General features: G+C 66.3%; 13 protein-coding genes and 1 tRNA gene. 2 read left to right on the plus strand and 12 right to left on the minus strand.

The annotated features are described in order from the left end of the window. Nucleotides 1-46: 46 nt before the first annotated feature. The gene (locus GVY41_RS02610; RefSeq protein ID WP_161343967.1) at nucleotides 47-541 is read right to left on the minus strand and encodes a YciE/YciF ferroxidase family protein; all 495 of its coding nucleotides are present in this window, start codon (nucleotides 539-541) and stop codon (nucleotides 47-49) included. Between the two features lie 225 nt (nucleotides 542-766). Between GVY41_RS02610 and GVY41_RS20260 the strand changes: the two genes are divergently transcribed. Then, nucleotides 767-1,015 (plus strand): hypothetical protein, encoded by a 249-nt coding sequence (locus GVY41_RS20260; protein WP_229725918.1) that lies wholly within the window; start codon nucleotides 767-769, stop codon nucleotides 1,013-1,015. Nucleotides 1,016-1,353: 338 nt separating this feature from the next. Here the strand turns inward: GVY41_RS20260 and GVY41_RS02620 are convergent, their stop codons facing one another. The 10 genes from GVY41_RS02620 to GVY41_RS02665 form a co-directional block, all read right to left on the minus strand. Then, nucleotides 1,354-2,706: a PepSY-associated TM helix domain-containing protein gene (locus GVY41_RS02620; RefSeq protein ID WP_161343965.1), complete on the minus strand. Its 1,353-nt coding sequence runs from the start codon at nucleotides 2,704-2,706 to the stop codon at nucleotides 1,354-1,356. 97 nt (nucleotides 2,707-2,803) lie between these two features. After that, the gene (locus tag GVY41_RS02625; RefSeq protein WP_161343963.1) at nucleotides 2,804-3,154 is read right to left on the minus strand and encodes a hypothetical protein; all 351 of its coding nucleotides are present in this window, start codon (nucleotides 3,152-3,154) and stop codon (nucleotides 2,804-2,806) included. Between the two features lie 177 nt (nucleotides 3,155-3,331). Then, complete coding sequence (locus GVY41_RS02630; RefSeq protein ID WP_161343961.1) at nucleotides 3,332-4,228, minus strand: FAD:protein FMN transferase; 897 nt, start codon at nucleotides 4,226-4,228, stop codon at nucleotides 3,332-3,334. 3 nt (nucleotides 4,229-4,231) lie between these two features. Beyond that, on the minus strand, nucleotides 4,232-4,789 hold the full coding sequence (locus tag GVY41_RS02635; RefSeq protein ID WP_161343960.1) for a nitrous oxide reductase accessory protein NosL: 558 nt from the start codon (nucleotides 4,787-4,789) through the stop codon (nucleotides 4,232-4,234). Continuing rightward, nucleotides 4,786-5,607 carry an ABC transporter permease gene (locus GVY41_RS02640; protein ID WP_161343958.1) on the minus strand — a complete coding sequence of 274 codons (822 nt, stop codon included), beginning with the start codon at nucleotides 5,605-5,607 and terminating at the stop codon, nucleotides 4,786-4,788. Before GVY41_RS02640 ends, GVY41_RS02635 begins: the two co-directional genes overlap by 4 nt. Further along, entirely contained in the window at nucleotides 5,604-6,500 is an 897-nt protein-coding gene (locus GVY41_RS02645; protein WP_161343956.1) for an ABC transporter ATP-binding protein, read from the minus strand. Before GVY41_RS02645 ends, GVY41_RS02640 begins: the two co-directional genes overlap by 4 nt. Then, complete coding sequence (locus tag GVY41_RS02650; RefSeq protein WP_161343954.1) at nucleotides 6,466-7,791, minus strand: nitrous oxide reductase family maturation protein NosD; 1,326 nt, start codon at nucleotides 7,789-7,791, stop codon at nucleotides 6,466-6,468. Before GVY41_RS02650 ends, GVY41_RS02645 begins: the two co-directional genes overlap by 35 nt. A 6-nt stretch (nucleotides 7,792-7,797) precedes the next feature. Then, nucleotides 7,798-9,750 (minus strand): TAT-dependent nitrous-oxide reductase, encoded by a 1,953-nt coding sequence (gene nosZ / locus GVY41_RS02655; protein ID WP_161343951.1) that lies wholly within the window; start codon nucleotides 9,748-9,750, stop codon nucleotides 7,798-7,800. Between the two features lie 14 nt (nucleotides 9,751-9,764). Continuing rightward, nucleotides 9,765-11,939, minus strand: a complete 2,175-nt coding sequence (locus GVY41_RS02660) for a NosR/NirI family protein (RefSeq protein WP_161343949.1) — start codon at nucleotides 11,937-11,939, stop codon at nucleotides 9,765-9,767. Further along, the gene (locus tag GVY41_RS02665) at nucleotides 11,936-12,427 is read right to left on the minus strand and encodes a hypothetical protein (protein WP_161343947.1); all 492 of its coding nucleotides are present in this window, start codon (nucleotides 12,425-12,427) and stop codon (nucleotides 11,936-11,938) included. Before GVY41_RS02665 ends, GVY41_RS02660 begins: the two co-directional genes overlap by 4 nt. A gap of 198 nt (nucleotides 12,428-12,625) precedes the next feature. Between GVY41_RS02665 and GVY41_RS02670 the strand changes: the two genes are divergently transcribed. Continuing rightward, nucleotides 12,626-13,396: a cyclic nucleotide-binding domain-containing protein gene (locus GVY41_RS02670; RefSeq protein WP_161343945.1), complete on the plus strand. Its 771-nt coding sequence runs from the start codon at nucleotides 12,626-12,628 to the stop codon at nucleotides 13,394-13,396. 215 nt (nucleotides 13,397-13,611) lie between these two features. Here GVY41_RS02670 and GVY41_RS02675 read toward each other — a convergent pair. Further along, nucleotides 13,612-13,686: transfer RNA gene (locus GVY41_RS02675), tRNA-Glu, on the minus strand. Nucleotides 13,687-13,795: the final 109 nt, after the last annotated feature.

Here is a 13,795-nt window from a genome sequence, read left to right on the forward strand (position 1 = left end):
CCCCGGCCGCGCGGGCCGGGGCTGATTGCAGGGCAGGGGCCTTGGGTCAGGCCGCCATCGCCGCCTTGTTGGCATCAGTCTTGGCCAGCTGCATCAGCGCCTTGTCGGTCGCCTGCTCTTCGGCCAGCGTTTCCAGCAGCAGGTTGGCGGCGTCGGTATGGCCCAGAAGCTTGGCCCAGGTCGACAGCGTGGTGTAGCGGGCCATCTCGTAATGCTCGACCGCCTGCGCCGCGGCCACAAGGCCGGCGTCGATCGAGGCCATGCCCTTGTACTCGTCCATGATCTCCTCACCCTCTTCGAGGATGCCGTCGATCGCCGGGCAGGTCTTGCCCTGCGCGCGCTTGCCAAGCGCCTCGAACACCTTGTCGAGCCGCTCTTTCTGTGTCTCGGTCTCTTCCTTGTGCTTCAGGAAGGCGTTACGCAGCATCTCCGACTGCGCCGCACGGGCCATTTTCGGCAGCGCTTTCAGGATCTTGCGCTCGGCGTAGTAGATGTCCTTCAGGCCGTCGTAGAACAGCGATCCAAGGTCCTTGTCTTTCATGGTCAGTCTCCCGGGGGGTTGGAGTGTGATGCCGGGGAGAACGTGGAAAGGGGCCGGTGGTTCCCCGGGGGGGACGCAGCGGCGGAAGCCGCCCAAGCTCCTGTTGCCGAACCTGCCGATTGGTGAGCGTCGTTGTAGATGTCTGTGAAAAAGCGAATATGTGGTCTGTGAGAGGGGTATGTTTCGTCTGGGATCTCGCTGGCGAACGGCAACAGCCTCGACCTCGTGCTGTTCCTGAACGGGCTGCCGGCGACGGCGGAACTGAAGACAGACTTCACCCAAGGCATCCAGGACGCCGTCGACCAGTATCGCTTCGAGCGGCACCCCAGCCCCAAGGGACAGCCTCCGGAACCCCTTCTGGGCTTCCCCGGCGGTACCCTCGTGCATTTCGCGGTCAGCGACTTCGAGGGGATGATGACGACGCGGCTCGACGGGCCTGCCACGCGCTTCCTGCCGTTCAACAAGGGGGCCTGACGGGGGCAAGGGCAACGCACTGAACCCGAACGGGCACCCGACGGCTTGTCTCTGGTCCTCGGCCGCTACAGTGTGGCGACGCGGAACGCGAAGACGCAGGTCACCGGGATGATCTTCCCGCGCTTCCGCCGGCTCGATAATCACGCCGACCTCGCTCCAGCCATAGCTGCCGTTCGGCTCCTCGGCGGAATAGAAGTGTGAGAGACCAAGCTGCGGGATCCATGGCCCTCGCGGGCAGGGATCAGCGGGCCCCCGGCAAGGTCATTGCCTATCTCGTGCTCCCCGCGGCGCCGCAACCTTCGGCACAATGCACCCGGCCCTGACCGGGCGCCCGGGTTTCAAGCGGTGCGCAGGCGGCGGCCGGCAAGGAACACGCCAAGCTCCACCGCCGCCAGCAGCAGCATCGACAGGCCGACCAGCGGGAAGAAGATGCCCGCCGCGACCGCCATCAGCAGCAACGTGCGCGGGATCCGCCAGTCCGCGGGCACCTGCGGCACCCCGAGCGCGCCGGCGGGGCGGCGCTTCCACCACATCGCGGCGGCGGATACGCAGAGCATGACCATCGCCGCGCAGGCCAGCAGCAGGACGATCTGGTTCACCAGCCCGAACTCCTGCCCCATGTGCACGCTGATCCCCCATTCGGCCCACCGCCCGAGGGTGCCAAGGTCGGCAAGATCCGCGTCATAGAGAACTGCGCCGCTATACTGGTCGAGATGGATCACCCGCTCATAGGTGATGTCATCGGGATAGACCGAGGCGGTGAACACCCCCTCCGGCCCGTTCGGCATCACCACCGCATAGCCCGGCACGAGCCCGAGCGCCTCGACACGGGCCACGACGGTATCGAGTGCCTGGGGCACGCCCGCCGCCGCAGTGGAGAGCGGCATCGGCTGGTTCTCCATGATCCAGGGCGCGCGGTCGAGGGCGGCGGAGACCGGCACCGTCGAGGCCGGCTTGCCCGACCAGTAGCCATCGGGCATCCCGAGCCCGAGCGCATAGGCGTAGTCATAGAACTTGCCGCCCCAGACGCTCGACCAGGGCAGCCCGGTCATCGACAGGAACACGATGAAGGACGCGGTATAGATCCCCGTCACCGCATGCAGATCGCGCCACCACGGCCGTCCGCGCGTCGCCTTGATGCTGACGGTGCCGACCTTCTTGCCGCGCGGCCACCACAGGTAGATGCCGGTGGCGACCAGCAGCACCATCCAGCCCGCGGCCGCCTCTATCAGCCGGTTGCCGACCCAGCCGACATAGTCCAGCGAATGCAGCTTGCGCACCACATGCATCGCCGGGCTGCCGGACGCGCCGGCATCCCACAGGCTGCCCTGCACGGTGCCGGTATAGGGATCGACATAGACGGTGTTCTTCAGCCCGTCTGCGCCGAGAATATCCACCTCGGCGCTGCGATCCGCAGCCGCCGCGGGGGTATAGGCCTTGAGCGTGCCCGGGTTCGACGCCAGCGCCGCAGCGGTGATCTGCGAGGGCAGCAGCGGGGCGCTCGCCGCCGACTCGACGAAGCGCAGGCGGCTGTAGGCGGCGTCGTTAATCTCATCCTTGAACAGGTAGATGCCGCCGGTGACGGCAAGGATCAACATGAAGGGCAGGACGACGAGGCCAGCAATGAAGTGCCAGCGCCAGATGGCACTGTAGAGCGCGGCCTTGGCGGCGCGGGGATTTGCGTGAGTCATGGGTCCAGTCCAGTGGGCCCGCCGTCTTGCGGCCGGGCAACAAGGGGAGCCGGGCGGGCGGGCCGCCGGCGATACGGTCAGGCGCGGCAAGATGCCGTCAGCCGGTGACCGGGGGCCCCCTTGGGGAATGGTGCAGGTTGCGGGTCTGCGCGGCGCGGTGCAGGTCACTCAGCCGCCGCCACCCGTCATGCGGGGTCAGCAAAAACGAGATACTGTCATGGCCTACGCCCGGAGCGTCAGGCAGCGCATGGCAGAGCGGGCAGCTGTGATCATGCGGCAATTCGCCCCCGCACAGATCACCGACGCTCGTCCCATGTGCCAGTTCAAAGGCTTCGATCGCCACCTCGCCCCGGTCCGGCGCCATCATCCCGGCCGAGGTGACGCTGGTCACGGCAATCAGCATCGCAACTGCGATGGCGAGCAAGGGGAAGGCGATCCGCGTCCACATGCGCCGTTGCATGCCACGGAACACAGAGCCGGGGAAGGGCGACGATGTCAGACGGGTCCGGTTGGAGGCACCGCTCTTGCTGAATCGCCCCTGCGCCGAACTGGGGGCGACGGTCGCCGCACCTGCCCCAGAGGGATCACCGCTGCGGCTCATCGCCAGCATCATCGGGCGTCCTTTCTATAGCGCGATGGCGGAGACCAGCGTCGTGCCCGGGACGCGGTCGCACAGGGCACGGACTTCCGCCTCTGTGCCCAGAAGACAGGCCGCTGTCGAGACCGCGTCGGCCAGAGCCGCCGAGCGGGCCGAGACCGTGACGGCCTCCCAGTGGGGCAGGGCGGGGCGACCTGTGGACGGGTTCAGGATGTGGCTGGTCACGCCGTCGCCGCCGAAGGTCATGCCCAAAGGAGAGGATGTCGCCAGCGCGAGATCTTGCAGGGCGAGCGTGTCGCCGGAGGGCAGCCGGACGGGCCAGCTGCCGCCGGGCAGGGCGGCCATCTCTCCGGTGTCGATCAGGGCGCGGGTCAGGCCGTTCCGGGCCAGCAGCGCGGCGACCCGGTCGGCAATGTAGCCCTGGGCGATGCCGTTCAGGGTCAGCGCCGTGCCGGGCTGGAGCGTGATGGCCCCGGGGTCAAGATTGACGCGGTGCCAGCCGATGCGCGCGAGGATCGTGGCACGCTCGGCCCCGGTCAGCGGCGTTCCGCGTTCCAGCGCCATCGCCTGCGCGGACCAGAGCGGCTGGACCGTCGGGTCGAACCGCCCGCCGCTGGCATGGTGGACCGATCCGGCGATGCTGAGGCACTCGAGGAGTTCGAAGGGCGGGGCGCGCAGGGTCCCGTCGCGGTTCAGCCGGCTGAGGGAAGAGTCGGGCTTGTAGAGGCTGAAGATCCCCTCCAGCCGCCAGATCTCGTCCATCGCCAGGGCGGCAAGACGCGGGGCGTCCGGGTGCTGGATGCGAAGCGTGACCCGGGCGCCCAGGGCGATGCCGGTTTCGGTGTGAAGGTCGGGCGCCTTGCCCAAGGCCATCGTGGGCACAAGGGCGGCAGAGATCGCAATGAAACGGCGGCGGGTCAGCATGGCTCAGCCCCCCGCCCTGTCGGACAGGGCTTCAAGCCGGCGGCCATAATCGCCGTCGCCCTCTGCCGTCTCGGTGACCGGGGCGAGCACGGCGGAGTCGGGGATCGCGTCGAGGCCCATGATGTTTCCTCCGTGCCTGGCCGCGAACGCCTCGGCTGCCGCGGGGTCGGCGAAGGGCACGACCTCTGGCGCGCCCATGCCGCCTTCGATTGCCGCGCCCACGACATAGCTTGCGGTGCGGGCGTCGATCCAGTTGTCCGCGCCCGGATCTGCCCAGGTCGCGCCGGGTGCGCCCATATCGGCGACCCAGATGGCAAGGATCGGATGGCTTTGTTCCGGCAGGCGCAGATAGGCCACCGTGTCGGAGACCTGGCTGAAGAACAGCGGCGTCCCCGGCAGGCCCTCAAGGTGGACCTGCCCCTTGGGGCCTTCATGCTCCAGCAGGTTCATCTGGCAGAAATGGCCGACGGTTTCGGGGTTCAGCGGCAGCGGGTCGGTGTTCTGGGCAACCTCTTCCTGGCAGGCGGCAAGGGCGAGGGCGAGGAGAAGCACATGTTTCATGGGGTGACCTTTCGGAAGGCGGCGGCGGCAAGGCCGAGGGCGGCCAGTGGCCACAGAAGGATCGAGCTCAGCGATTGCCACAGCGGGATGGCATCCGCCGCACTCCCGACCCCGGACGCGGCGGCGGTTGCGCCAGAGGCTGTGAGGTTGAAGAGGCGGAAGGCGTCGGCGGGGTTCACCAGAAGCGCGACGGGAAACGCCTTGGTCGTGAACCAGCCGCCGTTGTCGGCGACGATGGCAGCAAGAAGCGCGAGGTCGTAAAGCACGACAAGGCCGAGCCAGAGACCGACCGCCAGGCCCGCGGCCCCCGAGGGGCGGCGCGACAGGGCCGAAAGGGCATAGCCTGCGCCAAGGAACGTTGCCCCCAGCAGGACCGAGGACCAGGACAGCCGCCAGAGCGCGGGCAGGCCCGCAAGCGCAGTCTCGTCGCCCCAGATCGCCATGCCTGCGGCCAGCCCGTGGCCCAGCAGGACGGCGAGCGCGAGGATCGCGAGGTGGGCCATCAGCTTGCCGATCAGCACCTCCTCCCGGGCGATGGGGTAGGCGAGCAGGAGGGGCAGGGTGCCACGCTCTGCCTCGCCCGCGATGGCGTCGAAGCTCATGAGAAGCGCCAGCAGCGGGATCAGATAGACCGACAGCGAGGTCAGCGAGGCCACGGTGACGGACAGCCGGTCCACCCCAAGCCCGCCGGTGGGGGCAGAGCCTGCCAGCGCCAGGACGACCGAGAAGACCGCCATCAGCACCAGCGCGATGGCGACCCAGCGGTTGCGCAGGGCGATGCGGAACTCGGTGCCCGCGGTGGACAGGATCCGGTTCATCGGGCGCCTCCCTGGCTGAAGTGGCTGTAGATATCCTCGAGGCTGGGGGGCAGCACGTCGAGATCGGCGACCATGTCGCCCAAGCCCGCGATACGGCCCAGGGTTTTCAGCTTTTCCGGTTGGGTGCAGGACAGGTGCAGCGCGCCGTCTACCATGATTGCGGCAGGCAGCTCTTGTGCGATGGCGTTTGCAAAGCCGTTGCGGGCGGTGATGTGCAGCATCACGGGCAGGCTCGCGCGGCGGCGGAGGTCGGCCAGCGAGCCCTCGGCCACCAGACGGCCTTGGGACAGGATCACGATCCGGTCGGTTCGCGCCTCGACCTCGGTCAGGGCGTGGGAGGAGAGGAGGATCGAAGCACCCTGCGCGGCAAGGTCGTCGAGCAGCGCGTAGAATTCGCGCCGGGACACGGGATCGAGGCCAGAGGTCGGCTCGTCCAGGACCAATAGGCGCGGCTGCCCGATCAGCGCCTGGGCAAGGCCGACACGCTGGCGCATGCCCTTGGAATAGGTGCCGATCCGGCGGCGGGCGGCATGGGCAAGGCCGACCCTTTCCAGCAGGCCCATTGCCAGCCCGGGGCTTTCGCCGCGCAGGGTAAGGTAGTGGCGGGTCTGCTCCTCGCCGGTCAGCGACGGGTGGAAGGCCACGTTTTCCGGCAGATAGGCGACGGCGCGGCGAGCGGCGACAGAGCCGGGCGCGGCGTCGCAGATGGTGATCTGTCCGCCCGTCGCCGGGATCAGGCCAAGGATGATCTTCATCAGCGTCGATTTGCCCGCGCCATTGTGGCCCAGAAGCGCAACCCGTTCGCCGGGAGCGACAGACAGGCTGACCCCGGTCAGGGCCACCAGCTCCCCGAAGTGTTTAGTGAGAGCCGAGATCGTCAAGGTCGAGGTCATCGGGAGTGCCTTTGGTCCAGCGCCCCGAAACCTCGGCCTCGATGGCCGTGATGTCGTCGGGAACGGGAATGAGATGGGGCTGCATCAGCGGGTGGCTGTCGGTCACGCCGCCGGGCAGGATGGCCGGGAAAGAGGATTGTGACCAGCGCACCAGCTGCACGGCAGGGGACCCGGTCAGAAGCGCGGCGGCGGGCTGCGACCACAGGATATGGTCCATCAGGTCATTGGGGCGGAAGACGCCATCGGCGATGCCGTCGCCGTTCAGGTCGAAGGCCGGATGGTCGGACCAGAAGTTGCCCCGCCCTTCGAAGCTCCACTCCATATGCCGTGTCCCGACATACTTGACCTGCTCGTTGTTTCCCAGAAATGTATTTTCCGTCAGCATGTTGCGCTCTGATCCGGCAGTGAAGTGGATGCCGATGCCGCAGCCTTCGAAGCGGTTCCGGAAGATCAGGTTCTTGTGGGCATTGTAGATGAAGAGACATTTCTTCGTGCCGCCCCGCACCAGATTGCCGGCCACATCGGCGCTGTTGGCAAAGTTCAGCATGACGCCGTGTTCGCGGTCGCCAAGCGAGAGGTTGTCCCTCACCACCACGCGGTCCGAGAACATGATGGCAAAGCCGAGGTGGTTGCCGATCGAGACGTTGCCGCTGACCTCGCTGTCATGGGTATACATGTAGTGGACGGCAAAGCGCAGGTCGCGGAAGGTGTTTCCCCGGTAGGTGCCCTTCTTCGACACGTTCGAGAAGATGCCGTCGCGGCCCCAGCGCACCCGGTTGCCCTCGATCACGGTTCCGGGGCTGTTCCAGACATAGAAGCCGTTGCCCCGCTCGTTCATGCGGTGGCTCTGGCGGCCTTCGACGGTGTTGCCACGGACAAGGGCGTCGAGCCCGCCATGCACATCGACACCGTGCAGATTGTCGGTCAGCCGGTTGCCCTCGATCCTGGCGCGGTCGGCACCCTTGACGATCTTGATGCCGGAGTCGATTTGGCTGTGGTCGGCGCCCGATCCGGTCACGTGCAGGCCGGTCAGCGCCACGTCATCGGCGGCGATGGTGATGACGGTGCCGTTCCCCTGACCGTCGATCGTGGCAGTGCCGTCGCCGGTCAGGGTAAGGGTCCGGTCGATGGTGACGGGGCCCATGTAGGCCCCGCCCGACAGCACAAGCACGTCGCCGGGCTCGGCCGCGGCAATGGCTGCGCCAAGCGTGCCCGCGCCCGGCATGACATGCACTTCCGCCGCCGCAAGCGGCGTGGAGAGGAGCAAGAGCAGCAGGGCGAGGGCGCGCATCTGTCTTCAGGCCCCTGCGGGTTCCACGAACATCCGGCCGCGCATCTCCATGTGCAGCGCGTGGCAGAACCACTGGCAATAGTACCAGTAGACCCCAGGCTGGGCGGCGGTGAAGGTGATGGACGCGGTGGCCATCGGCGCCACTTCCATCGCCACGCCGTGGTTCCCGAGTGTGAAGCCGTGGGTCAGGTCGTCGATGTCGTCGAGGTTGGTGCAGATCACCGTGACCTCGTCGCCTTCCTTGACCGTGAAGCTTTCCAGGCTGAACGCCGGTGCCATGCTGGTCATGTAGACCCGCACCTTCCTCGGGTCGTCCTTGTCGCGGATCACCGTGTCGGCCCAGTCGTCGATATTCACCCCGTCCGCCTCGGCCTGGGTGCGGGTTTCGGCCCACATCGGGTCTTGCCGGTCCCAGGCGTTCAGCGGGTTCAGCAAGCTGGCGGGGACGGCGATGGCATCGTGCGGTTCGGCAAAGGTCGGGCCGTCATGCACCAGGATCATCTTGTCGCCCGAGATGTCGAACAACTGGTCGTTTTCGGGCTTCAGCGGCCCCACGTTCAGGAACCTGTCCTTCGAGAACTTGGACAGGCAGACCAGCCACTTGTTTTCAGCGTCCAGCGTCTCGCCCATCACGGTCTTGAGGTGACCGGGCTGGTAGTGGACGTCGACCTTGTCCTTGATCGGGTCCACCGCTTCACCGGCATAGGCGCGGATCGCGTCTTCGATGTTCCACTTGACCACCTGGCTGTCCAGGAACAGCGAGGTATAGGCATTGCCCCGCCCGTCAAAGGCAGTGTGCAGCGGGCCAAGGCCAAGCTCGGGTTCCGCCACGACGACGCTGCGCGGATCGACATCGCTGTCGAACAGCGTGTCGAACTTCGTCACGTCCAGCACCGTCACGGTGGGCGACAGCTTGCCGGCGATGCAAAGGTGCTTGCGGTCCGGCGCCATGTTGCAGCCATGCGGGTTGTTGGCGATGGGGATATAGCGGGTCAGCTGGCTGGCCGCCTCTTTCCGGCCATCCAGAACGCGCACGCCGTTCAGCTCCTGCCCCTCGCCCGCCGCCACGGCCTTCTCGATCTCGGCAATGTTGAAGACGACAACATGGTCCATCTCGGCCGCAGTCATGTCGGCCAGCGTCATGCCCATTTCGCTGTTGTAGCTGGTCGAGAAGGCCCACTTGCCTTCATAATCCGCATCGCAATTGTCGAGGTTGCCCGAGACGATCACCTGCCAGGCGGGCATCCAGCTTTCGCTGTCGACGGCAGTGAAGATGTTCACATAGGTCGACACGTCCTCCATCGTGGTGCCGTCGTTGACCAGCGGCGCCTCGTCCTCGCCGTTGCAGAAGACATAGGTGGATTTCGGGAACTTCTGCGGGCGCAGGCCGTGGATCGCCTTCGCGTTCGGGATTTCCAGGATCGCGTCGCACTTCATCACATCGGTGCGGACCCGGGCAACACGGGTGTTCGACTTGTCGTTCATGAACAGGAACTTGCCGTCATACTTGCCCTGATCGAAGGACATGTGGACGTGGTGAAGATCGCCCTGGTCGTGGACCTTCTTGCCATTCGCCGCGAGGTATTTCTTCGTCTTGTCGGTCATCGTCCGCTGATGGATGCGGATCGATTCATTGGTCGATCCCCAGCCGGTGGCCGAACAACGGTTGAAGACCGGCACCCGCATCAGTTCGCGCATCGACGGGACGCCGAGGATCCGCATCTCGCCCGACTGGCCCGAGGACCAGAAGCCGTAATGGGTGTCGAGCTGGCCCGGCCCGACGGTGGCGCCTTCGCCAGCGGCATTGGCAAGGCCGGTGGAGGCGAGCATCGCGCCGCCGAAAGCCCCGCCGGTCAGGGCCAGGCGTCCACCGCCGAGGGCCCCGGCGAGGGCAGCGCCCCCAGCGGTTGCGCCCAGCAGCGCACGGCGGGAAAGCCCGGGCTTGTGTTCCTGTGTCATGGTCGGAACTCCTTCTATTCAGCAGGTTGGGGTTGGGGATGGTTCGGGTGCCCGGAAACGTCGCGCGCAGGCGAGGCGGTCACGGCTTCGCGCCGTTTCAGCTTCTTGATCACGACCGGACAGATCGTCGGGGACTGGTAGAGCACCTGGCAATGCAGGCAGTTGACGCATTCGTTCGGGTTGATCTCGCCCGTCGGGTGGATCGCCTGAACGGGGCATTGGTTGGCGCAGGACTGGCAGGGGTTGCCACATTCCTTGTAGCGCTTGAGCCAGTCGAACATCCGCATCCGCGCCGGGATCGCCAGCGCTGCACCCAGCGGGCAAAGGTAGCGGCAATAGAAGCGCTCGACGAAGAGGCCCGCCGCCAGCAGCGCCAGCGCATAGGCCACGAAGGGCCAGGCACGGGCGAATTTAAGAACGATCGCGGTCTTGAAGGGTTCGACCTCGGCATAGCGTTCGGCCTGTTCGATGCTCATCAGACTGGCGCCGAAGAGACCCAGGAAGATCATGTACTTGATCGGCCAAAGGCGTTCATGCAGGCCCCAGGGCAGAGTCCATTGCGGCACATGGAGCGCCCGGGCGATCCGGTTGGTGATTTCCTGCAGCGCGCCGAAGGGGCACAGCCAGCCGCAATAGGCGCCGCGGCCCCAGAACAGCAATGCGGCAGCAACCGAGAACCACAAGATGAAGGTCAGAGGGTCCAGAAGGAACGCCTGCCAGCTGAACCCGCTAACCAGCGCGCCGAACAGGGCCATCAGGTTGACGACGGAAAGCTGTGCGTTGGCATACCAGCCAAGGAATACCAGCGTGACGGTCAGGAACCCCATGCGGAACCAGAAGAAGGCGCGGGCATTGCGGGTGGCGAAGCTCTGGAAGAAGAACACCAGCGTCAGCACAGCCAGCATCGCCCCGGTCACGGCGATCTCCAGTTGCTTGTCGGCCCAGATCCGCTGCCACAGCGCGCGGTGTGCGGCGGCTTCCCCCTGGTCCGCGACATCTGCCGCGGCATTGGCAACGGGCGGCGGGGCGAGCGCGCGCAGATATTTCTGGGGCAGCTGGAAGCCAAGGTCGAAGGTCGTGAACACCTTCTCGATCGGCCCGACCTCGCGGTGCAACAGAAGTTGCAGGCGGAAGGGCTTGGTAGGATCGAACCCCAGGTCTGCCGGGATCTTGAAAAGGTCGGTCTCGAGGAAATCCGGCGCACCCTCCGCCGCGACAGATCCAAGGCGCTTGTGCATCTTGTCGCGGAAGCGGACCGAGACATCGTCCTGGATCAGCACGATCCGGTCGAAGATGCCGCCCCGGACATAGCCCGACCCCTTGAAGCTGTAGAGCCCCCGGCCAACGATGAGGATGGCATGTTCCCCGGGCTGCAGCCAGCGGGCCAGGTTCGCGGCCTCGCCCTCGCCAAGGATCGCCCTGGCGATGGCGGGCTGCGAGACCAGGGCGGTCTGCATCTCGATGAAGGTGGTGTCGGGCGCTTCGGTCAGGGCGCGGGCGGTCGCGCGGTCGTCGCCAAGGGCGGCAAACGCGGCGTTGACCTGGCCCACATCCAGCGACAGCCGACGCAGCGTGCCGTCGCCTTCCAGCTCCGTCCAGTCCGACGCGGCAGGGGCGTCAGGATCCAGCTCGAACCCCGGTCCTGTCGCCGCGGCATTCGGGACGAGGCCACCCAGACCCAGCGATCTTGCGACCTTCAGGCCGGCGCGCACGATGGAATCGTCGATGACCATTACCGTGACGGTCGCGCCCGAGATGATGTCGAGGTCATGTGCAGTGCCGCCCGCCTCTGCCTCGGCCACGAGGTCGAGGCCGACATAGCCGGCGACGGTGGCGGACATGCGGGCCTCGGGAATGCCGATCAGCACGATGGGCTCGGAATGCTTGACCACCTTCAGACCCGCGACGCGGGCATCCGGGTCGACGGCGACGAGGGTGTGGATCGGCTTGCCGGAATAGCCCGTGGTTGCGACGAAATCGCTGGTGACGAAGGCCCAGGCGATGGTTTCGCCATCCTTCATGACCGGGGCCACCGGCTGGTCTGCCCGGACCGGGCCGTAACCATCGGCCCCCGCGACCAGGTCTCCGGCCGGGATCTGGGCCAGAAACTGCGGCAGCACCGGTTCTGCCAGGGCAGGCAGAGCGGCGATGATCAGCGACAGGAGGAGGAGGAGGCGTGGGAAGATCATGCTGGGGCGTCCTGACTGGTCGCCCGGAGGTCTGTCACCGAAGTCCGTGCATGGGATTGATAAAAATCAATCTTTGCAGCGCTCTGGTGAGGGAGCCGGGCGTTGGTCGGCCGGTCCCCGTTGCTCGGGTCGCCCGGTGGCAATGCCGGAGAACCGCGGGGATCGGGGCGAAGATGGGCGACGGGTCCGGGCAGTGCCGCGTTTGGACGGACAGGGCCGGCCGCAATGCGCTGTGCGATCAGGGTCGAGAGGACGACCGCCGCTTCGGGAATCACTGCAGCAGAAGGCAAGCAGTTCAAGCACTTGGAGTGGTTTTCATCAGGATTGACCGGGGTTCCGTCACCGTCCAGCCAGATGGTGCTGGTGCCGTCGCTTCCACAGATGACCTGCATCGTCGCCCCATGCGCCGGGCCGGTCGCACCAGATCCGGTCAGGACCAGGGCGAGGGCCAGAATCACGCCAGAGAGGGTGTGGGCGATGCGGTACATGCTGGACTGTCTGCCCGACCGTGGAGCGCAGCGTCTTGATATAGATCAAGTAGCATCTGTTTTGTCACCGGCCCGCCCGTCGCCGGCCAAGTGGGGGCACCCTGCTTTGATGCGGCGGCGCATGGCCTTGCGCGGGTGCGGCGGCTTGACAAGTATCGGCCCGGCGCTCCAATGCATCTCGTCCAGACAGGAAGTGACATGCAGCCCGAGGATCTTGCGGAAGTTCGACAGCTGCCACTCTTCCGCAACATGCGGCAGGCCAACTTCACCTCGCTGATGCAGGGAGCCTCCGCTCAGAGTTTCGCCACTGGGCGAGAGCTGATCCGGCAGGGCGCACCCGCCGATTTTCTGCATGTCGTGGTCGATGGCAGCGTCGAGCTGCACGCCGATTGGCAGGGCCGGACCACGACCATGGCGGTGGTCCAGCCGGTCGGCACCTTCATTCTTGCGGCCTGTGTGCGCGACCTGCCCTATCTCATGTCGGCCCGCACATTGGAACCGTCGCGGCTGCTGCTGGTCCCGGCTTCGGACCTGCGGGCGATCTTCCGCACCGATCCGGAATTTGCCGTATCGATCGTCGGCGAACTGGCGGGGGCCTTCCGCGAGATGGCGCGGCACGCCAAGAACCTAAAGCTGCGCAGCTCGCGAGAGAGGATAGCGTGCTACCTGCTGAAGCAGTCGCAGCTTGCAGGCAGCGTCGACCGCTTTGTCCTGAAGGTCGAGAAGCGGTTGGTCGCCTCCTATCTGGGGATGACCCCGGAAAACCTGTCGCGCGCTCTGAAGGGGCTCGAGGCGGACGGTGTCAGCATCAAGGGCCAGACGGTGACGATCACCGATCTGGCGCGCCTGAGGGCGGCATGTCCGCCCGACATATTGATTGACGGGCCGGACCCCGAACCGATGAGCGGCGGGATCGGGCTTCCCGGTCCTGGACTGCCCGATGATTGCAAACTGCCGCCCCGTCGTTAAGGCAGCGGACGAAGCGGCCGATAGACCAATCGAAAGGCCGATCTACACACCTACAAGGCCTGTGCGGGGGGAATGGCCACTCACCTGCAGCCGGAACGTGTTGCAGTGAGGGGTCGGGTAAGAGGCGCTATCGCGATGGCGGCCCCCCCCGTCCGGACGCTTGGCGAAATTGCCGCGCCTCAGGGCATCTTGAGTAGGGGGTTCAGAAGACGCAGTGGCAGCCCGTAGGGGAGTCGAACCCCTCTTCCCAGGTTGAAAACCTGGTGTCCTAACCGATAGACGAACGGGCCACACTGGCGTTTGGCGAAGCTTGCGTTGCCGCATCGCTTGGCGTGGGCGGTGTTTAGGACAGGGCGCGTTGACTCGCAAGCGGATTTTCGCGTTTTTTGTGAAAGTTCT

This window comes from Frigidibacter albus, from assembly GCF_009908165.1.
GTDB classification, from domain to species: domain Bacteria; phylum Pseudomonadota; class Alphaproteobacteria; order Rhodobacterales; family Rhodobacteraceae; genus Frigidibacter; species Frigidibacter albus.